Source organism: Streptomyces sp. NPDC087215, from assembly GCF_044744885.1.
GTDB lineage: Bacteria > Actinomycetota > Actinomycetes > Streptomycetales > Streptomycetaceae > Streptomyces.
In genome coordinates this window covers 343,285-362,243 of the sequence record NZ_JBIUZD010000004.1, presented here as the reverse complement: position 1 = coordinate 362,243, position 18,959 = coordinate 343,285, and the positions used below count along the sequence as shown (strand labels likewise).

General features: G+C 72.2%; 19 protein-coding genes. 6 read left to right on the top strand and 13 right to left on the bottom strand.

Annotated features, from left to right (window positions below):
• Positions 1–57 precede the first annotated feature (57 nt).
• The 8 genes from ACIO92_RS14495 to ACIO92_RS14460 form a co-directional block, all read right to left on the bottom strand.
• Complete coding sequence (locus ACIO92_RS14495; protein WP_366439758.1) at positions 58–888, bottom strand: helix-turn-helix transcriptional regulator; 831 nt, start codon at positions 886–888, stop codon at positions 58–60.
• Complete coding sequence (locus ACIO92_RS14490; RefSeq protein ID WP_402281413.1) at positions 885–1,412, bottom strand: DUF6879 family protein; 528 nt, start codon at positions 1,410–1,412, stop codon at positions 885–887. Before ACIO92_RS14490 ends, ACIO92_RS14495 begins: the two co-directional genes overlap by 4 nt.
• Positions 1,402–1,599: a hypothetical protein gene (locus tag ACIO92_RS14485; RefSeq protein ID WP_402056746.1), complete on the bottom strand. Its 198-nt coding sequence runs from the start codon at positions 1,597–1,599 to the stop codon at positions 1,402–1,404. The genes ACIO92_RS14490 and ACIO92_RS14485 overlap by 11 nt, the downstream gene beginning before the upstream one ends.
• A gap of 104 nt (positions 1,600–1,703) precedes the next feature.
• Entirely contained in the window at positions 1,704–2,009 is a 306-nt protein-coding gene (locus ACIO92_RS14480) for a DUF397 domain-containing protein (protein ID WP_366439755.1), read from the bottom strand.
• Positions 2,010–2,148: 139 nt separating this feature from the next.
• Positions 2,149–2,979: a serine protease gene (locus tag ACIO92_RS14475; protein ID WP_366439754.1), complete on the bottom strand. Its 831-nt coding sequence runs from the start codon at positions 2,977–2,979 to the stop codon at positions 2,149–2,151.
• A gap of 118 nt (positions 2,980–3,097) precedes the next feature.
• On the bottom strand, positions 3,098–3,403 hold the full coding sequence (locus ACIO92_RS14470) for a DUF397 domain-containing protein (RefSeq protein WP_402281410.1): 306 nt from the start codon (positions 3,401–3,403) through the stop codon (positions 3,098–3,100).
• Between the two features lie 83 nt (positions 3,404–3,486).
• Positions 3,487–3,732 (bottom strand): DUF397 domain-containing protein, encoded by a 246-nt coding sequence (locus ACIO92_RS14465; protein ID WP_402281408.1) that lies wholly within the window; start codon positions 3,730–3,732, stop codon positions 3,487–3,489.
• Positions 3,729–4,592 (bottom strand): Scr1 family TA system antitoxin-like transcriptional regulator, encoded by an 864-nt coding sequence (locus ACIO92_RS14460; RefSeq protein ID WP_402281406.1) that lies wholly within the window; start codon positions 4,590–4,592, stop codon positions 3,729–3,731. Before ACIO92_RS14460 ends, ACIO92_RS14465 begins: the two co-directional genes overlap by 4 nt.
• Before the next feature lie 91 nt (positions 4,593–4,683).
• Between ACIO92_RS14460 and ACIO92_RS14455 the strand changes: the two genes are divergently transcribed.
• On the top strand, positions 4,684–5,085 hold the full coding sequence (locus ACIO92_RS14455; protein WP_402281404.1) for an ATP-binding protein: 402 nt from the start codon (positions 4,684–4,686) through the stop codon (positions 5,083–5,085).
• On the opposite strand, the gene ACIO92_RS14450 is transcribed toward ACIO92_RS14455, so the two are convergent.
• Positions 4,992–7,214, bottom strand: coding sequence for a hypothetical protein (locus tag ACIO92_RS14450; RefSeq protein WP_402281402.1), 2,223 nt, complete (start codon positions 7,212–7,214; stop codon positions 4,992–4,994). The genes ACIO92_RS14455 and ACIO92_RS14450 overlap by 94 nt on opposite strands.
• Positions 7,215–7,685: 471 nt before the next feature.
• Here ACIO92_RS14450 and ACIO92_RS14445 point away from each other — a divergent pair, with 471 nt between their 5' ends.
• Positions 7,686–8,012, top strand: a complete 327-nt coding sequence (locus tag ACIO92_RS14445) for a nucleoside triphosphate pyrophosphohydrolase (RefSeq protein WP_366439748.1) — start codon at positions 7,686–7,688, stop codon at positions 8,010–8,012.
• A gap of 124 nt (positions 8,013–8,136) precedes the next feature.
• On the opposite strand, the gene ACIO92_RS14440 is transcribed toward ACIO92_RS14445, so the two are convergent.
• Together ACIO92_RS14440 and ACIO92_RS14435 are read right to left on the bottom strand one after the other, a co-directional pair.
• A complete protein-coding gene (locus tag ACIO92_RS14440) occupies positions 8,137–9,477 on the bottom strand; it encodes a methyltransferase domain-containing protein (protein ID WP_366439747.1) in 1,341 nt (446 codons plus the stop codon).
• A gap of 15 nt (positions 9,478–9,492) precedes the next feature.
• Complete coding sequence (locus ACIO92_RS14435; RefSeq protein ID WP_366439915.1) at positions 9,493–10,530, bottom strand: LysR family transcriptional regulator; 1,038 nt, start codon at positions 10,528–10,530, stop codon at positions 9,493–9,495.
• Positions 10,531–10,767: 237 nt separating this feature from the next.
• Here ACIO92_RS14435 and ACIO92_RS14430 point away from each other — a divergent pair, with 237 nt between their 5' ends.
• Genes ACIO92_RS14430 through ACIO92_RS14415 form a run of 4 tightly spaced genes read left to right on the top strand, consistent with a single transcriptional unit; the run spans position 10,768 to position 14,151 of the window.
• Positions 10,768–11,385, top strand: coding sequence for a dCTP deaminase domain-containing protein (locus tag ACIO92_RS14430; RefSeq protein WP_366439746.1), 618 nt, complete (start codon positions 10,768–10,770; stop codon positions 11,383–11,385).
• Positions 11,386–11,390: 5 nt separating this feature from the next.
• Positions 11,391–12,011 carry a hypothetical protein gene (locus tag ACIO92_RS14425; protein ID WP_366439745.1) on the top strand — a complete coding sequence of 207 codons (621 nt, stop codon included), beginning with the start codon at positions 11,391–11,393 and terminating at the stop codon, positions 12,009–12,011.
• Positions 12,012–12,034: 23 nt separating this feature from the next.
• Positions 12,035–12,991, top strand: a complete 957-nt coding sequence (locus ACIO92_RS14420) for a hypothetical protein (protein ID WP_366439744.1) — start codon at positions 12,035–12,037, stop codon at positions 12,989–12,991.
• Positions 12,988–14,151 carry a cysteine desulfurase family protein gene (locus ACIO92_RS14415; protein WP_366439743.1) on the top strand — a complete coding sequence of 388 codons (1,164 nt, stop codon included), beginning with the start codon at positions 12,988–12,990 and terminating at the stop codon, positions 14,149–14,151. Before ACIO92_RS14420 ends, ACIO92_RS14415 begins: the two co-directional genes overlap by 4 nt.
• Positions 14,152–14,338: 187 nt before the next feature.
• Here ACIO92_RS14415 and ACIO92_RS14410 read toward each other — a convergent pair whose 3' ends face one another.
• Together ACIO92_RS14410 and ACIO92_RS14405 are read right to left on the bottom strand one after the other, a co-directional pair.
• The gene (locus ACIO92_RS14410) at positions 14,339–16,558 is read right to left on the bottom strand and encodes a hypothetical protein (RefSeq protein ID WP_402281398.1); all 2,220 of its coding nucleotides are present in this window, start codon (positions 16,556–16,558) and stop codon (positions 14,339–14,341) included.
• A gap of 135 nt (positions 16,559–16,693) precedes the next feature.
• Entirely contained in the window at positions 16,694–18,943 is a 2,250-nt protein-coding gene (locus ACIO92_RS14405) for a VCBS repeat-containing protein (RefSeq protein ID WP_402281396.1), read from the bottom strand.
• Positions 18,944–18,959: the final 16 nt, after the last annotated feature.

The window sequence follows — 18,959 nt, the reverse complement described above, 5'->3', positions numbered from 1 at the left end:
GCCGATGGGCGGCGGGCCGTTCGTCCATGAACGATGCTCGTCCGGGACCAGGGAGCTCTAGTCCGTTTCCCGTTCGCGCAAGAAGCCGTCACGGATGCCTCCGAGCATCGCGCGCATGGCGTCACCGGACAGCGCCTCCGCCGCGAACCCCTCGAACTTGCGCACGTACAGCGCGACGTCCCGGGGGTCGGTCACGACGATCTCCGCGTGAACGGTCTCCACCGTGACCGTCCGGTCGTCCCGGATCACGAAGGAGTGGTTCGCGATGTCCTGCTGACGTACGGACAACGGGACGACGCGCAGGTCCACGTGGGGCATCCGGGAGAGGAAGACGAGCCTGTCGATCTGCTCCGCCATCCTCGTCGGGGAGACGATGCGCCAGCGCAGGACTGGTTCGGTGATGACGAACTGGAGTCTCTTCTCCCGGTCGTGCAGGACCTGCTGCCGTTCGATCCTGGCGCTGATCGTCCGGGCCAGCGTCTCCTCTCCCAGTTCATGCCGGGCGAGGACCGCCCTGATGTACTCGGGGGTCTGGAGGAGCCCCGGGACCAGAGCGGGCTGGAAGAGGCGCAGCGACGCCATCCGGGCTTCCAGGGCCCTGGTCTGTTGCTGGGCCTTGGGCAGACCCGTGCGGCGGATGAGGCGCCAGGCGGTGGTCTCCGTCGCCACCGTCCTGGCGGCCTCCAGATACTCGGCCTTGGCCTCGTCCGAGGCGCCGAGGGCCGCCAGGATGCGTTCGACGTCGGCGGGTGAGGGGACCGTCCTGCCCGTCTCGATCTTGCTCAGTTTGCTGGCGGACATGACAGCGCTGCGGGCGACGGCCTTGGCCTCCTTGCCGGATGCCTGCCTGAGCGCCCGCAGCGCGGAGCCGAGCTGTGCTCTGTTCACCCGCCGTGCTTCGCCCACCGGTCGGCGAAGGGAACGGCGTTCGCCAGTGCCGTGTCCCGGTGGGTGCGGAACTCCCGGGACCGGTCGTCCGGGACGATGTCCGCCCCGGCGAACGAGCCGTCCCCGGTGTACCGCATCACCGCCGGGGTGACGCCGTCGAAGAGCCAGAAGTCCGGCACGCCGTGCAGCGGATCGCTCCGGTCCGTGGTGTCGAGGACGAAGAACTCCTCCCCACCGGTGGCGTTCTTCCGGTAGCCCCAGCCGAGTTCGAACCTCAGGTACGGGGTGAGGGGCCGGGAGAGGACGTGGACGCGGTAGACGCGTTTCCCGGCGCTCGTGTGGCGGCGGAGTTCCTCCACCCAGCCGTCGTTGTAGTCGGCGGGCTGGGGCTCTCCCGCGAGGAAGGCCCGGTACGCGTCCACGTTCCCGGACCCGCTGTAGTCGTCCAGGGTCTCCAGCCGGAAGGCTTCCTCCTCGAACGAGTCGAACAGGTCGAACAGGTCGGCCGGCTTCTCAGACGCCACGGAGACCCTTCCGGACGAGATCGAGGATCAGCTGCTCCGGGATCTCGGCGATGGTTTCGCGGGCCGGAATGTCCGGGCCGTGATCGGTCGCTTCCTCGCCCTGTACGAGCGGGGTTCCCCTGTCGGTGACGTAGATCGTCGGGCAGTCCTTGAGATCGCACGAGCTGACCGGCTCGGTGACCTTCACAGGGCTTCCTTCCTTGCCGTCCGTCTCCGCCGTGATCGATGCTCGCGCCCGATTCGGCGTGGGCGCAAGGCGATCGGCTTTCCGTTACGGGAAATCGGACCCGGTCAGACGGTCGTGGCCGAGCCGACGAAGGTGGTCCAGGAGGCCGGGGAGACGGCGAGCTGGGGGCCCTCGGGGTCCTTGGAGTCGCGGACGTGGACGGCGGCGGGGTGCGCGGCGACCTCGACGCACTCGCCGCCTTCAGCGTCGCTGTGGCTCGACTTGCGCCAGTCGTAGCCGACTTCGACGCAGTTCCCACCCTCGGAGTCGCTGTAGCTCGACTTGCGCCAGTCGTAGGCGACCTCGACGCACTCGCCGCCCGAGCCGCTGCTGTGGCTGCTCTTGAACCAGGTCAGATCTGCCGTACTCATGGGCTCTCCCGACGGGTTGCCTGAGGACTCTGGTCGTACGCGTCAGGGGCGCTGGTTCCCCCCGGGTGGGGACACGGTAGCCGAGCGGATTTCCCCGCCGTAAGGGCGCCGAGGGCACCCCGGGGGACGGGAAGGGGTCCTACGAGGCGCTGCCGCGCCCGCCGTTGTCCCGCATGGTCTGGCGGATCCAGTGCGCGTAGGCGGGGGCGCTGGAGTAGAGGCCCGGTCCCTGCGAGCACGGCACGTTCGGGGCGCCGGGGCCCGAGGTGACCCCGACCAGCTCCCAGTCACCGTTCCGGCCCTTCTGGAGCTGCGGCCCGCCGGAGTCCCCGAAGCACGCCATCGACCCGGGCACGGTGCTGATCGTGCACAGCCGGGTCCGGTGCGCGTAGCCCGGGGCGCACTCGGAGGCGGCGCCCAGCCGGGTGTTCAGCTCCTGGAGCCGGTCCGGGAACGCCAACGCGTCGTCCTCGGTGGTCCCGAAGCCCAGGAGCCGGGTCGGCGTGCCCGGCCTTCCCGCCCGGTCCGCGATCCTGATCGGCTTCCCCGGGACCGGCGCGTCGAGCCGCACCAGAGCGACGTCGTCCTTGTTGGCGACCTTGTTCGCGCCGTTCACGTACCCCGGGTGGACGAAGAACCGGTCGATCTTCCGGACCGCCCCGCCGGACTTCCGGTGGTCGGAGCCGACCCTGACGACGCCTTCCAGCTCCAGCCCGTCGCCCCGCACGCAGTGCGCGGCCGTCAGCACCCACCGGGGGCTGATCAGCGAGGCCCCGCAGTTGCCGTCGAGCAGGCCGTGTTTCGGCGCCGACATCGGGATCGTCGCCATGAACGGGTAGCTCTCGCTGGAGTCGTTCCCGTTCACGATCGCTCCCGCGCTCCCCGTCAGGAGGGTGGCGCAGGCGGCGGCGGCGAGGGCGCCCACGGCGAGGGCGCGGGCGGTACGACGGGACGGCGTGGCACTGAACACGAAGAGGTTCCTTTTGTTCGGGAATCCGTACGCGTTCAGCCTGCTCGGTGGCGCGTCACCGGCCCATCCGGCCAGCGGGCCGGGTGGGGGTGGGGCCACCCCCACCCGCCCGGACCGGTCACGCTCCGGCGGTCCCGCCGACGAAGGTGGTCCAGGTGGCCGACGAGACGGCGAGCTGGGGGCCTTCGGGGTTCTTGGAGTCGCGGATGTGGACGGTGGTGGGGTGGGCTGCCACCTCGACGCACTCGCCGCCTTCGGGGCCGCTGTGGCTGGACTTCCGCCAGTCGTACCCGACCTCCACGCAGTTCCCGCCTTCGGAGCTGCTGTAGCTCGACTTGCGCCAGTCGTAGGCGACTTCGAGGCACTCGCCGCCCTCGCCGTCGCTGTAACTGCTCTTGAACCAGGACAGTTCCGTGGTGCTCATGGGCTCTCCCCGCGTCTCGGAGTGTCCGCGACCTGAGCGTGCGGTCCGGTGCGGCGCCGCCCGCCGGGGCGGCGCCGATCCGGTCATACCGTCGTGGCCACGCCCACAAACGTCGCCCAGGACGCGGGCGAGACGGCGAGCTGGGGACCCTCGGGGTTCTTGGAGTCCCGGACGTGGATGGTGGTGGGGTGCGCGGCTACCTCGACGCATTCGCCGCCTTCACCGCTGCTGTAGCTGGACTTGCGCCAGTCGTAGGCGACCTCGACGCATTCGCCGCCCTCGCCGCCGCTGTAGCTGCTCTTGAACCAGGACAGATCTGCCGTACTCATAGCTCTCCCAGCATCTGCTTCAGGTACTCCAGGGACTCCAGTGGAGTGAGTGCTTCTGCGCGCATGATTCCATACCGCTCGCCGTAGACGCGTACCTCTTCAAGCCCGGTGAACAAGCGCGAGTTTCCGTAGCTCTCGGTGTACGCAACCTCTCGCTGTCCCTTCAACGTGATCAGGGTGAACTGGCCCTCCAACGCTGGATGCTCGGTCTGATCGTCCGGCATGATCTGGAGGTAGACGTTCCGAAATTGTGCGACCTCGATGAGGCGCTGAAGTTGGACGCGGAAGGCGTTTGGTCCACCCATCGGCCGTCGAAGAATCGCCTGCTCGATGACGAAACTGATCGTAGGCAGAGGTTGCTTTTCGAAGATCACCTGTCGAGATAGCCGATCGGCGAGCAGCTTCTCGATCTCCGTCTCGTGGTAGAGCGGACGGCGGTGCCCAAAGATGGCCTCGGCGTACGCGTGCGTCTGCAGAATGCCAGGGATGGCCTGCGGCGCGTAATAGTGCAGCGCCACCGCCTCCGCCTCCGCCTTGGCGAAGTCCCGGAACCAGTTCGGGTGCCGGACGCGGGCCCGGGAGACCGCCTCCCGTACGTCGTCGGACGCGGCGATCAGCGCGCCGCCCGCGTTCAGCAGCGGATCGACCATGACCAGGAAGTCCGGCTGGGCGACCCGTACGCCCCGCTCGATCGCGGAGATCAGGTCCTCGCTGCAGTGGGTCAGCGCTGCCAGCTCCGCCTGGCTCAGGCCCGCGTTCTTCCGCAGCACCTTGATGATTTTCCCGAGCGCACGGAAGAGGTGCGCCGTACCGTCCACTTGAGCAGGCCGTTCCGGCCTCGCCTCCACGTTTCCTGACATCCGTACCGCCCTCTTGGCGCGCTCGTACAGTTACCCGGCGTCATCGCGTCGTTGCTGGTGAGCGTAGGGCGAGGGCCCCAGTCTCGGGGGCATGAATTCCGAAACCTCCACCCCAATCGGTGAGTTCACCCTGCGGCTCTCCGGAACGCGCCGGGGCGCGCGCCTGGCGCGTTTGTTCGCGGTGCACCAGCTCCACGAGTGGAACGTGACCGGGCGGGCCGCCGAGGCCGTCGCGCTCGTCGTCGCGGAGCTGGCGAGCAACGCGGCCCGGCACGGCAAGGTCGCGGGCCGGGACTTCGAGGTGCGGATGTGGCACCACGGGGACCACGTACGGGTGGAGGTGTCCGACGCGCGGGGCGAGCGCCGCCCGCTGCCGTCCACGGAGCCCGACGAGGGAGGCTACGGCCTGGTCCTCGTCGGGGCGCTGAGCACCGCGTGGGGCACCAGGGACCGGGCCGTCGGCAAGACGGTCTGGGCGGTCGTCCCGGTATGAGGCCGGAAGACGAAGCCCCCGAGGGAGGGGCTCCTGTCGCGGTGGACCTGCTCGCGGGGCTCGAAGGGCGCGCGCCGGTCGCCGGTGTTCCGGTAGAGGTACGGGGTGCCCCACGCGTCGGCCACGAGGTCGGCGCGGCCGTCCCGGTCGTGGTCGCCGGAGGAGAAGATCCCGCTGTAGGCGTTCCAGCCGCCGCCGGTCCTCGTCCGGGGCGCGTAGGTGCCGTCGTCCTCGCCGGGGTACAGCCGGAGGACACCGGTCCTGGCGCGGGCGCCGAAGTCCCCGCCGGGGGCGCCGCCGACGTTCCCGGTGACGGCGAGCAGGTCGTGGACGCCCCAGCCGGTCCCGGCCTTCACACGGGGGGCGAAGGGCTTCGTGGCGTCCCCGGTGCCCTCGTGGAGCCGGAGGGCCCCGGCCTTGTCGGTGGCGAGGAGGTCGGGGCGGCCGTCGCCCGTCAGGTCGGGGCCGCCGCCGAGGTCGCCGGGGGTGAGGAGCCGGTCGTGGGCGTTCCATCCGGTGGCGAGGGCGTCGGGGGTTCCCGGGGAGCACGTCCCGAGAGGGCCGACGCCGTGGGCGCCCAGGGCGCCCTGCGGGTCCCGGACGAGCAGGCCGGGGGAGCCGTTGTCGTCGAAGTCGTGCGGGACGGCCTTGCGGGTGACGGTGAAGGCGCCGTCCGCCTCGACGGCCGGGCCGATGCCGTTCTGGGGCTCGGCGGTCATCCGCCAGGTGTGGGCGCCGTCGGGGGCGGGGAAGTGGCGGGGGCTGATGGAGCCGGGCGACCGGACCTCGCCGTCCCAGGTCACCGCCACGGTGGTGTCGTCGATCAGGCGGCCGGGGAGGGTCCGGGGCCTGCCCGTGGCCGTGTGGGTGAGTTCGAGGGTGACGGACACCGAGGTCCGGTCGAAGGCGAGGCTCAGGACGGTGGGGCCCGTCCGGCGGTCCGGACCGAGGTCCCCGGTGACGGTCAGGCCGACGGCCGGGAGCGCGGTCGGCTTCCCCGTGGTGGCCACGAGCCGGGCCGACGGCCTGCCGTCCGGTCCGGTGGCGATCCGGTGGAGCCCCTCACCGTCGGCGAGGGTCCCGCCGCGCAGCAGTGCGGCGCCGTCGGGCCCGGGGACGGAGGTGACGAAGTGGTCCAGGAGCGGGACCGTCTCGTCGGTCGTCGGGGACCGCGCGGCCAGGGTGTGCGAGGGGCGGTGCACCCCGGAGCCGAAGCCCCCGCGCGTCCCGTACGGCGGCCGGCCGCCGGAGAGGAGCTCGATGTCCAGGGCGCCCGCGCGGAGGACCGTGACGCGCTTGGTCTCCCCGGTGGCGCGGTGGACCACGACCACGGTCCGGTCGTACGAGGAGGGGTTCGACTCGACCCGGGCGACATGGGTCGAGTCCACGGCGACCTCGATGTCGTTCCCGCTGGGCGGCCCCGACTCGTACGTGCCGAGGACCTTGCGGGTCGTCACGTCGACCAGGGCGACGGAGGTGAAGGGCGGGCCGTCCGGGCCGGTCGTGTACCGGAGGGCGAGGGCGTCGGCGCTGCCCTGGGCGACCGGAGCGGCCCGCGCGCCCTCCGTCAGACCTGTCACCGTGCCGCCGGTGAGCGTGCCGTCCCCGGCCCTGGTGATGAGGCGGATCTGCCGGTGCCCGGCCGCGTCGGTCCGCAACGAGAACAGGGGGGCGGGGTCGACGGCCCGCCCCGGACCGTAGCCGCTGCCGAGGAGGGCGGTGTCGATGACGACGGGCTCCGCGCCCGTGTCCGGGTCGCTGAGGGCGTGGACGGTGCCTTCGCGCCGCGTCGTGACGCCGGTGCCGCCCGGCGGGGGGAGGGTTCCGGCGGGCAGCACGGTCGCCGTGCCGTCCGCGTACCGCGTCCAGGCGGTGGTCGTGGGGGTGTCGGCCGGGGGGTACTGGGTGAAGAACCCGGTCCGGCCCGCGCTCTTGAGCGTCTCGTGGCCGGGGAACGGCACGGTGACACCGCCGGGGTCGGCCGCGAGGGCGGCTCGCGGGGCGGCGGCCGTGGCCGGGGGCGCGGCACGGGCCGGGGAGACGGCGGGGCCGAGGCCCGCCGTCACGGCGAGGGCGACGGACACGGCCGCGGCTGCGGTGAGCCGGTGGTGGCTGCGTGCTCGGGACAAGGCGACCGTTCCTCCGGGGATCGTGCGGTCATGGCGACGCGCCACGACCGCACGGCCATCGAGAGACCGGGACGGTTGTGCGCCGAGAGCCGTCAACTCTCCGCGCACCCGGTCGAATTCGGTCGGATTCCCTCCGAACCGGATGGGCGGGGCGGGGGCGGCGCCGCGCCGGGCGGTCGCCGCGAAGCCCAGGCCGCCGGACCGGGCGGGGACGGCGGGGACGTACCCGGGGCGCCGCTGGTCACCGCCGCGCCGAGTGCGGAGCGGGGCGCGCGGGAGCGGACCGGCGGCGGGGCGGGCCGGACGCCGTTCCGGCGCCGGTTAGAACATGAGGCCAGAGACTCAGCCCCGCCGAACGGGTTTCGTGACGTAGGTCATCTACCAGATGCCGACGGGGTCTCCCTAGGCTGCGACGGCATGAGGACGGCGTGCGGGGACCGCCTCGCGGCGACAGGGTCAGGGAGAGTGCGGATGGACCGTCACAGCGCGCACGGCAAACTGGTTCGGGACCGGATCCCGCAGATCATCCGTGACGCCGGGGAGGACCCGGTCACCTACGAGGCGGGCACCGAGGAGTACCAGAGCCGACTGCGGGACAAACTCGGCGAGGAGGTCGCCGAGTTCCTCGCGGCGGACGAGGAGTCGGCGCCCGAGGAACTCGCGGACGTGCTGGAGGTCGTCCGCGCGCTCGCCGGGGAACTGGGCGTCGGACCCGACCAGTTGGAGAAGCTCCGCGAGGCCAAGGCGGAGGAGCGGGGCGGCTTCGCCGACCGGATCGTCTGGACGGGCAACCGCTGAGCGCGGACCGTCCCGGGGCCCGGCCGGGTGCCGGACCCCGGGCTCCGTCCCGTGACGGGCCGGGCGCGTAGGGCCGTCCGCGAGCGCCGGGCGCGTAAGCCGTCCGCGAGCGCGGGGGCGCGGCTCACGCCCCGGGCCGCGCCAGGACCGCGTGACACACCCCGGGCAGGGGCAGCGCGGGCGCGCCGGGCACGTGCACGAGCCCGGCCCGGCGGGCGAGGGCGACGATCTCGCCGGAGTCGATGCCGCGCTGGAAGGTCCCCTTGCTCCGGCTTGACCAGAAGCCGTCGTGGTGAGCGGTCCAGCCGCCGCCCACGGCGGCCCTGGCGATCTCCTCCGGCGAGCGGGTCACCACCACGACGTGCCCGCCCGGCCTGGCGAAGGAGGCCACGTCCCGCAGGGCCTCGATCCGCTGCCAGGGGTCGGGCAGCACGTTGAGGACGAACATCGAGGTGACCAGGTCGAAGCCGGTCCGCCCGGGACGCGGCCAGCCGAAACCCCCGTGCGGGTCGAAACCCTCCGCGTCCAGGCCCGCCGCCCGGTAGTGGGCGACGTCCGCGCCACGGCCGCAGCCGTGGTCCAGGACGCTCCGCACGCCGAGCGGGCCCGTCAGGTGCCCGGTCACCGCCCGGGAGGCCGGAGAGGGCCCCTGACGGCTCATCGCGGTCTTGTGGGGCCGGTACGCGGCGGGCGCCGCGGCGGTGGCGTCCTCGCCGCCGGGAAGCTCGCTCAGCGCGAAGAGCACGTCCTCCGGCTCCGCGCCCCGGCCGGTGACGGGCAGGTCCACCAGCAGCGCCGAGTGGTCCGTGAACGCCCGGGGACCGGTCCGCACCGCCGCGTCGGACCTGACGGCGGCCGTCGGGGCCAGATGGTCGCTGAGCAGGGCGAGATCACAGCGGAAGCGGCTGGGCCTGCCCGAGAAGACCCGCTCGAAGGTGAAGACCGGTGCCTTGCCCGCCGTGGTGTCGACCAGACCCGCCTCCCGCGTCAGCCGCTCCAGCGCCCGCCGCTCGGCGCTGGTGGTGAACGTGCTGAACTCCTCGCCGTACACGCCGTCCTCGGGACGCGGGGCGAGGTTGAAGTCCCCGCAGACCAGCAGCGGGCGTCCGTTCTCGGCGGCGGCCAGCCGGGCCAGCTCGTCCAGCTGGGCGGTCCGCGCGCCGCTCGTGTACGGATCGAGGTGCACCTGGAACGCCACCAGCCACTCCAGTTCCACCCGCTGCACCCAGGTGCCCGGTGAGGACACCACGGGCGGGGCCAGGTCCTCACGGACCCAGACGGCGAGGTGCCCGTCACCGCCCGCGAAGGAGAAGCCGCCGATCCCGGGCGGTGTCCGGTCGGCGGGCTTGAACGGCTCCTGCGCGAGCACGGCCTCCACACCGTGCTCCCGCAGCCAGGCGGCGAGGTCCGAGCGGGCGCCCGAGGCGCCGATGCGTTTGTTCAGATTGACGACGGCCAGCAGCACGATGAGTCCTCACGGTCACAGGGGCAGGGGCTTGCCGGATGCGGCCTCTTCGCGGAAGGCGTCCCACAGGACGTTCAGCGGATGGGAGGCGTCGTACGTCTCGCGCTCGCCCTTGCGGGCGAAGACCCCCGAGACCAGCTGCAGCATGGGGTCGAAGTCGTCGGCGAACTCGACGAGCCGGAAGTCCTCGCTGGTGGGCAGCCGCCCGTCCACGGCCGCCTCGCCGATGGACCGGGGGCACAGGATGCACCCGTAGGTCATCCGGGACCGCAGCAGCGCGAGCCCGTAGTAGATGTCGTCGATCTCGGCGGCGATCTGCAACTGGGAGCGGAAGTCCGGGCCGTACCAGCGCTCCACGAAGTCGGTGATCACCCCGCGGGAGGGGATGACCAGCGGCAGGGTCCTCAGCCGGTCGACGCCGACGGTCCTGGCGGCCAGCTCGCGCACCGGCAGGTTCGTCAGGAGGGCCAGCCCCTCCCGGTGCCATTCGAGGAAGTCGTATTCGGGAGCGACCCGGTCGGCGGCGACATCGGCGGCGAGACCGCCGCACAACAGGTCGACCTGGTTGGAATCCAGGCGTTTCCAGAAATCACGGGTCCGAACGTGCACGACCTTCAGTTCGATCTCGCGTTCCAGGAGCTGCGGGGCCACCCTCTCCCACACCCGGCCCAGAAAACCGAGAGTGAACTCGGTTGTACCCACGGTCAGTGTCGAACCCAGTCGGCGACGGGAGTCGGCAATGCCCTGCAACCAGTCCGCAAAGGTCGCCCGCGCCCGCTCCACGACCTCAAGGCCGGTCGGGGTGAACAGGAATTCCCGGCCCCGTCCCTGCTTGACGACCAGCAGCTCACCGGTGAGGTACTGGAAATTCCGGTTGAGTATGTCCAACTGCTTCTGGACGCTGGACTGCTCACGTCCGAGCACCTTCGCGGCGGCCAGCGCGTTCCCCGTCTCACGGACGACGATCAACGTCCGCAACTGGTCCCAGGTCAGATCCAGCAGGCTCGGAGAACAGGCCAGAAGATCGGCACGGAACCCCTCGGGGCCCGGCACCTTCAACGGCCCGGACGGTAATGACGGAACCATCGTGCTCCTCTCTCGGACGGCTCCGCGGAGAGGGCGCTGTTCGCTTGGCCAGCAGAACTGAACATCTCCGCATTTCGTCTAGAGCAAACTTCTAAATAATGCCACGGACATGCTGACTTATCGAGCCGTCCCGGAGAACATTTGGCATCGCGTTCGACTGAAAGGCATATCCGAAGCGCCATGTATCGGACGGGGGGATGACTCATGCTTTCTGCCGAACGGATCACCTGGTTGATCCGACAAGGCACGCTGAAATGGGCCGGGAGACTCCGGGGCGACGGACTCCTGCTGACGCTCGGTTCACCGCTCCAGCCGCTCGCGGCACCGGGCACCCGGGTGGTCGATCTCGCAGACCAGACCGACATCGACGGTCTCTACGGCGAGCCGGTCACCGACTGGAGGACGTACGAACTGAAGCCCGGTGAACTGCTGCTGGGGGCCGTCGAGGAACCCCTGGGGCTCGGCGCCGGACTGACCGGGACGATCGGCGGACTGAGCCACCTGGCGCGGGTCGGCCTCGCCGTCCACGTCACCAGTCCCTTCGTCCTGCCCGGCTGGAACGGGCACCTGACGCTGGAACTCGTGAACACCGGGCCCGCCGTCCTGCGGCTGCACCACGGGATGCCGCTGGCCCGGCTGCTCGTCCACGCGCTCGACGGAACGCCCTCCGACGGCGGGGCCCGTTCCGGCGGCGGGGCGCACGTCGGTCACGGACACGACGGCCGGGGGGACACCGCCGCCCCCCACCCCTTCTACGGCCGTGCGGCGGACCTGAAGAGCCGATACGCCGACGAGTTCCCCGTCGGCCCGAACCGGAGGTGACCCCGATGGACTGCCAGTTCTGCACCGAGTTCGACGCGTACGAGAACCCGTCCAGGATCATCACCAGGACCGCCGGAGGCTGGGCCCTGCTGCCCACCGTCGGCGCCCTCACCCCGGGCTACTGCCTCTTCATGCCGCTCCAGCACCTGGACGCCGCCGCCGACGTCGCCCCGGACCGCCTCGAACGGGTCGCCGCCGAGACCGAGCGGATGCGCGCCCTGGTCCAGGCCCGCTACGGGCCGGTCATCCTCGCCGAACACGGGCCCCGCGACTGCGAACCGGGCGCCTCCTGCTGCAGCCACTGCCATCTGCACCTGATCCCCGTACCCGACCCGGACGCCGTCACCGCCGCCTACGAGCGGACCGGCGGACCCGGCGGACGGCTCGCCTCGATGGCCGAACTCCCCGCCGTCGCCGACGGCTCCTACCTCTACCTCTCGCCCAGGCCCGGCGAACACCACTACTGGCCCTCCGCCGGATTCGCCCGCCAGTTCGTCCGCCGGGTCTGCGCGGAACAACTGGGCGTCGGAGCCCTCTACGACTGGCGCGACCACCCCTTCGCCGCCCACCGCGAGCGCACCTTCACCGAACTCTCCGCCGACCTGCGGCTCGCGGAAGCCGCCTGACAAGGAAAGGAGGGGACGGCGAGATGGCGACATCCCTGCCCCGCCCGTTACACGCGCTCACCCGCACCGAACTGGCCGCCGCCGCCAAGGACAGGCGCTGGCCGAAATGGCAGACCATGGCCCTGCTGCGCTCCCTGGGACTGCCCGTCCTCAACGGCTGTCTCATCGAGCCCGGACACGAGCCCGGACACGGCGCGGGCGCGGTCCGCACCGCCGCCCGCGCCCTCGCCGCCGCCACCGGCACGGCGGAGCTGATGATCCGGTCCGACGGCGGAGCGGAACGCAAGCAGTACTACCGGGGCGGCAACACCTTCCCCGTCGAGGACATCGCGCCCCGCGCGGCCGGACTCCTCGCCGCCGGACGGGCCGTGATCCTCGCCGAGCCCACCAACCGGTTCACCAACCGGCTCACCGTCCTCGTCCGCATGGACAGGACCGGACCCGGACGGCCCGGCTCCCTCACCCTGGAGGCCCTCGGCCCCGGCTACGACGTCGCGGACCTCACCCGGGGCCAGCTCCCGCCCCAGGTCACCGCCCACCTCGACGACATCGACTGGGACCGCTACCAGCCGCCCCGCTGGAACGAATGGAAGATCACCGGCGACCGCTGCCCCGGCGGAGAGACCGCCCGGCGCCGCCGCCGACTCGAACGGCTCGCCACCCAGACCCTCGCCGACGGCGGACACCTGGGCGCCTCCGCCGGAGCCGAACACGCGGAGGCATGGCTGCGCGCACGCGGCTTCCCGCACCTGTTCGCCCCCCAGCCGACCCGCGAGACCCTGGCCAGATACGCCCGCCGGCTGTTCGACGACGCCTTCCTCCTCGTCATGGCCCAGCCGAACCGGAACTGGCACTGCCTGGCCACCGCGTTCTCCGTCTTCGGCGGACCCCGAACCGTCTACTGGGACCTGGTCGACGGCGAACGCAAGTACGCCACGGCGCCACCGTCCGCCGCCCACCACGAGGAGCGGGCCGCATGAGCGCCGCACCGATCTACCTCGACCACCAGGCCACCACACCGCTGGACGAACGCGTCCTCCAGGAGATGCTGCCGTTCCTCACCAGCGAGTACGGCAACCCCTCCAGCCCGCACGCCTACGGCCGGACGGCGGCCCGCGCCGTCCGCACCGCCCGCCGCCGCGTCGCCGACCTCGTCGGCGCCAGGAACGAGCGGGAGATCGTCTTCACCTCCGGCGCCACCGAGGCCGACCACCTCGCGGTCGTCGGCGCCGCCCTGGCCGTCCGCCCCCGGGGCGGGCACCTCGTCACCACCACCATCGAGCACAAGGCGGTGCTCGCCGCCTGCCGACGGCTGGTCGACCACCACGGGTACACGCTCACCCGCGTCGGCGTCGACCGGTACGGCCGCGTCCACCCCGCCGACATCGCCGAGGCCCTCACCCCACGGACCGTGCTGGTCTCGGTGATGCACGCCAACAACGAGATCGGCACCCTCCAGCGGCTCGCCGCCGTCGCCGACCTCACCGCCCCGCGCGGCATCGTCCTGCACACCGACGCGGCCCAGAGCGCGGGCCACGGACTGCTGGACGTCACCGAACTCGGCGTCGACCTCGCCTCCCTGTCCGCGCACAAACTCCACGGACCCAAGGGCGTCGGCGCCCTCTACGTCCGGGGCGGCCTGCGCCTCACCGCCCAGCAGACCGGCGGCGGACAGGAACACGGACTGCGGGCGGGCACCCCCGACGTCCCCGGGATCGTCGGCTTCGGCGCCGCCGCCCACCTCATCACCACCGACGCCGTCCCGCCCCCGTCCCGCGTCCGGGCCCTGCGCGACCGGCTCCAGCGGCGCCTCCTGGCCGCGATCCCCGGCGCCACCGTCAACGGCCACCCGCACCTGCGCCTCCCCGGCAACCTCAGCCTCACCCTCCCCGGCACGGAGGCCGCCGACCTCCTCGACCGCCTCCCCGACATCGCCGCGTCCACCGGTTCCGCCTGCGCCACCGGGAGCGCCGAACCCTCCCACGTCCTCACCGCGATCGGACTCAGCCGGGAACGGGCCCGCGCGACCCTCCGGCTCGGCCTCGGCCGCACCACCACCGACGCCGATGTCCACCGGGCGGCCGAACTCATCGCCCGTACCGCCCGAGCCCTGGCCCCGACACCCGCCGGGGCGGCCTGAGAACCCGGCCCCGGCCATCCGGCCCGGCCGGACGTCGTAGGTGGTGTCCCTCTTCGTCAGGGTTCCCGGACGTGTCCCTGACGGAGAGGTCGGGCGTGCCGTTGTTGTCGTAGTCGTGGAGCTCGGGGGAGCGGAAGGCCTTGAAGTCGCCGCCGGTGTCCAGGTCCGGGCCGCTCCCGATGGCCCGTCAGAAGACCTTGTCCACGTTCTGCAGGGGGAGGTCCGCCAGGACCTCGGTGGTCTTCCGGGTCCGGAACGGAACACGCCAGTCGCCGGTGCCGGAGTAGGTGTAGACGGTGTCGTACGGCCCGATGGCGTAGAGGTCGGGGGTGCCGTCCATGGTGGCGTCGCCGGTGCCGACGATGTGGGTGTACTGGTTCCAGCCGCCGCCGATCTTGGTGCGGGCGGCGTAGGTGCCGTCGCCCTTGCCGAGGTAGAGCCAGAGGACGCCTGCCTTGTCGCGGGCGACGAGGTCTCCGGCGGGTCCTCCGGCGAGGTTCCCCACGGCGGTGATCTTGTTGTAGATGTTCCAGCCGAAGCCGGTCTTCTTGCGGGGCGCGAAGGGCTGGTTGACGTTGCCGGTGCCCTTGTAGAGCCAGAGGTCTCCGGCCTTGTCGACGGCGACGAGGTCGGCGCGGCCGTCGCCGGTGAGGTCGCTGCCTCCGGCGAGCTGGGTGTAGACCCCCCAGCCGCCCCCGATCCTCACGCGCGGGGCCAGGGGGGCGCCGCTGTCCGCGCCGGTGCCGGGGTGGAACCAGAGGGCACCGGCGCCGTCGATCCCGATCACGTCGGCCGCGTTCGTCCCGGCCACGTCACCGACGGACTCCACCTGCCGGTAGCCCTGCCAGCCACGGCCGATGTAGCCGCCGCTGTCCGCCCTGACCACCCTGCCCCGCCAGACGTCGTAGACGGTGTCCACCCGCCGCAGCTCGCCGACCTTGTCCCGCACGAGCAGATCGGGGGTCCCGTTGTTGTTGAAGTCGTGGACCTTGGGGGAGCGGACGAGCTCGAAGTCGCCGCCGGTCTCCAGGTCCGGACCGATGCCGTCGTGCGGCTTAGCCGTCAGCTTCCAGGAGTAGTCGCCGTTGGGCATCGGCTCCCCCGGGTGGCCCGAGCGCTCCCAGAAGTTCCCGCGCCAGAGGAAGCCGACGGAATCGTTGAACCTGATGTCCTTGAACTCCTGGACGTAGGTGCGCCCGGTCTTCTTGTGGGTCAGCTTCACGGTGGCGTCGAAATCGGAGTGGGACAGGGTCCAGGAGAAGGGGTACCGGCCGTTCGCGGGATCGAGGTTCACGACGGGGCCGACGTTCGTGCCGACCACCTTCAGGGCGGTCTCCTGGCCCGTGGTGGCGATCTTCACGACGATCGGGTAGCCGTTCCGCCCCGTGTCCAGCCGGTAGATGCCCTCGCCGTGCTCGATCGAGCCGCCCTGGACCAGCAGGACGTCCCCCGGTCCGGACACCGAGTGGGTGACCTTGTCGAGCAGCTTGACCGTGCTGCCGTCGAGGAGGGAGTACCCGAAGAGACCGGGCGAGTCGGTGACGGTGTAGGCGACGGATTCCCCGTAGAAGCCCACGGCTCTGCTGATCTTGGCGAGGGCGATCCGCTTCTCCGTGCCGGTGGCCCGGTCGGTCACGACGAAGCCCTGCGCGTCCTCGCGGAGCATCTTCTTGCCGGAGAGGCGCGGAGCGTCCGGAAGCGTGGCGGTCACCGTCGCCGAGGCCAGGTCCACCATCAGGGAGGCGGACGCGGCCGGGGAGCCGGTCGAGCGGTAGGAGATGACACCGGTGCCCTCGGTCCCGGACACCTCCGTCACCTCACGCACGTCCGCCGGGACGCCGGTGATCTTCCGTTCGGTGAGCGTGGAACCGTTCTTCGAGACGAGGTGGAACTCCTTCAGGCCGTTCCCGCCCTCCGACTGGACGAGGAGCGTGGAACCGTACAGGCCCACGAGCTTGTGGGTGGCGCCCAGGGTACGGAGGTCGAAGACGACCGGGGCCGTCACCGTCCCGGACATGTCCCGCAGCCGGACGACCCGGCGCTCCCAACTGTCGCTCACGGCGACGATGTCGGAGATCAGGGCGTTGGGCGTCGCCGCCTTCGCGGAATCCAGCTCGGTCACCACGGTCGAGCCGCCGTCCGACCGGAACCAGGTGTCCCCCACCATCCACCGGCCGTGCTCGTCGGCGTGGCCGGTGGTGCCGAGGAAGCCGCTCGGGCCCGCACCGACGATCGTGGTGTCCAGCGGGAACTTCGGCAGTGTCTCCGCAGCCGTAGCCGGAGCCGTTCGCGTCCCGGCGGCCTCCCCCGGCGCCGCCGTGGCGGCGGGGGCGGTCGCCAGCGCGGTGGCGGCGAGGACGGTGGTGATCGCGGCGGCGAGGGTCCGCCGGGCCGTACCAGGAGTCATGCTTCTTCTCCTCCGAAGGGGGGCGAACGGCACGCACACCCGTGCGTGCCGTTCTGTCGGACATGCGGTGAAAGACGAAGGTTGTACGTGTTCTCGCGCGGATCTCCGGGACCGCCGCCGTGTTCCGACGGACCGTCAGAACACCTTGTCCACGTCCCGCAGGGAGAGGTCCGCCAGGAGCTTGGTGGGCTTCCGCGTGCGGAAAGGGGTCCGCCACTCGCCCGTGCCGGAGTACGTGTAGACCGTGTTGTACGGCCCGATCGCGTAGAGGTCGGGGCGCCCGTTCAGGTCGGCGTCGCCGATGCCGACGAGGTGGGCGTACTGGCCCCAGCCCGCGCCGACCCGCACCCGGGGGGCGTACCTGCCGTCGCCCTTGCCGAGGTAGAGCCAGAGGACGCCCGCCTTGTCACGGGCCAGGAGGTCCCCGGCGTCGGCCCCGCCGATGTTCCCGGGGGCGATCAGCCCGTCGTAGGTCCCCCAGCCGAAGCCGATCTTCTCGCGCGGGGCGAAGGGAGCCCGGGTGACGCCGGTGCCCGCGTACAGGTAGAGGTCACCGGCCCCGTCGACGGCGACGAGGTCGGCGCGTCCGTCGCCGGTGAGGTCGCTGCCCCCGGCGAGCCGCGTGTAGACCTGCCAGCCCCTGCCGATCTTCACCCGGGGGGCGAGAGAGGCCCGTCCCTCCCAGCCGGTTCCCTCGTGGAGCCAGAGGGTGCCGACCCGGTCCACGCCGATCACGTCGGGCGCGCTCGCCCCGGACACGTCACCGACGGCCTCCAGCTGCGGGTAGTACTCCCAGTCGTTGCCGTGGTGCGTCGGGAGGCCCGCCTCGGCGACCTCTCCCAGCGCGCCGTTCCAGACGGTGTCCTGCGAGGCCAGGCTGCCATTGACGTACCGGTAGAGCAGGTCCGGCGAGCCGTTGTCGTTGACGTCGTGGGGCCCCTGCGGCCGGCCGAGCCGGAACTCGCCGCCGGTCTCCAGGTCCGGCCCGGCGGCGTCGCGCGGCTTCGCGGTCAGCCTCCACGTGTAGTCGCCGCCCGGTGCGCGCCCGCCCGGGGACTGCGGCGAGGCGCCGATGTAGCCGTCCCAGCGGAAGGAGACGAAGACGCCGTTCGTCCCGCCGCTCCACACCCGCTTCTGCCCGGTCCTCCGGTGGACCAGCTCCACGGTCCAGTCGAAGCCCGGGCGGGACAGCCGCCAGGCCAGAGAGGTGTCGTCGAGCGGGGGACGCAGGCCCACGATGTCGCCGAAGCCGGTCTCCAGCAGCTTCAGCGTGGTGTCCTCGCGGGCGGCGGCGGCCAGTTCGGCGGCCGGGACGCCGTCCGGGCCCGCCGCGATCCGGTAGACGCCTTCGCCCTGCCCGGCCGTCCCGCCGCTGACGAGCAGCCCGCCGCCCGGCGCGGGCATCGCGCTCGTCACCGTGTCGAGCAGCGCGACCGTGGTGCCGTCGGTGAGGGAGCGGGCGGAGAAGGCCGTGGACCCCGGCGGGGAGTAGGCGACGAAGTCCCCGAGGAACGCCAGCGGGACGGCACCCCCGGCGATCGCGATCCGGGTCTCGGCGCCGGTGGCCCGCTCGGTCACGGTGAGCCCGGTGTTGCCGCCGGTGGCCGTCCTCGTGGCGGAGAAGGCCGTGTTCCCGAAGTTCGCGCCCGGACGGGAGCCGGTGACCTTCGCCGACGCCAGGTCCACCGTCAGCGTGCCGTCGCCGGTCCCGGTGGTGAGCGCCCGGTAGGCGACGAAGGCGGTGCCAGGCGCCCCCTCCGCGCCGAGGACGGTGCGGATGCCCGTGGGGACACCGGTCACCTTCCGGTCGATGAGCCGGGTGCCGCTCCGGGAGACGAGACGCAGTTCCAGCGGGGTGTCCCAGGCGCCGACCTCGACCAGCAGCGTGGAGCCGAAGGCGGCCACGAACCGGTGGTGGGGGCCCAGCACACCGAGGTCGACGACGTCCGGCGCGGTCCCGGGTGGTGCGGACATGTCATGGAGTCGGACGATGCTCCCGTCGCTGCTGCCGATGACCGGCACGATGTCGGAGACCAGCCGGTTCGCCATCTTCTGGACGGGCGGGGAGTGGGGGCTGGCGATCCAGGTGGAGGTGCCGTCCGGGCGGTACCAGCGGTGCTCGGGGCCGTACGTGCCGGGGCGGGCGTTCTCGACCGTGCCGAGGAAGCCGCTCGGGCCGACACTGGTGACCCGGGTCCCGGGCAGTACCGTCGGGGCGCTCCGCGCCCTCGTCGCGGGGCCCGCTCCGGTGGCGGACGGCGCCCCGGCCGTCGGCGCCGGTGTCCGGGGCGTCGCCGTGGCGGCGGGGGCGACGGTCAGGGCGGTGGCGGTGAGGGCGGTGGTGATCGCGGCGGCGAGCGTTCGCCGGGCGGTGCCAGGGGTCACGTTCTTCTCCTCCGGA

Bases quoted from the DNA above. Each gene is read 5' to 3' on its own strand.
- ACIO92_RS14470 (WP_402281410.1), bottom strand. From the start codon at position 3,403: ATGAGCACCACGGAACTGTCCTGGTTCAAGAGCAGTTACAGCGACGGC.
- ACIO92_RS14480 (WP_366439755.1), bottom strand. From the start codon at position 2,009: ATGAGTACGGCAGATCTGACCTGGTTCAAGAGCAGCCACAGCAGCGGC.
- ACIO92_RS14425 (WP_366439745.1), top strand. From the start codon at position 11,391: ATGGACTGCCAGTTCTGCACCGAGTTCGACGCGTACGAGAACCCGTCC.
- ACIO92_RS14455 (WP_402281404.1), top strand. From the start codon at position 4,684: ATGAATTCCGAAACCTCCACCCCAATCGGTGAGTTCACCCTGCGGCTC.
- ACIO92_RS14465 (WP_402281408.1), bottom strand. From the start codon at position 3,732: ATGAGTACGGCAGATCTGTCCTGGTTCAAGAGCAGCTACAGCGGCGGC.
- ACIO92_RS14415 (WP_366439743.1), top strand. From the start codon at position 12,988: ATGAGCGCCGCACCGATCTACCTCGACCACCAGGCCACCACACCGCTG.
- ACIO92_RS14410 (WP_402281398.1), bottom strand. From the start codon at position 16,558: ATGACTCCTGGTACGGCCCGGCGGACCCTCGCCGCCGCGATCACCACC.
- ACIO92_RS14430 (WP_366439746.1), top strand. From the start codon at position 10,768: ATGCTTTCTGCCGAACGGATCACCTGGTTGATCCGACAAGGCACGCTG.
- ACIO92_RS14460 (WP_402281406.1), bottom strand. From the start codon at position 4,592: ATGTCAGGAAACGTGGAGGCGAGGCCGGAACGGCCTGCTCAAGTGGAC.
- ACIO92_RS14420 (WP_366439744.1), top strand. From the start codon at position 12,035: ATGGCGACATCCCTGCCCCGCCCGTTACACGCGCTCACCCGCACCGAA.
- ACIO92_RS14445 (WP_366439748.1), top strand. From the start codon at position 7,686: ATGGACCGTCACAGCGCGCACGGCAAACTGGTTCGGGACCGGATCCCG.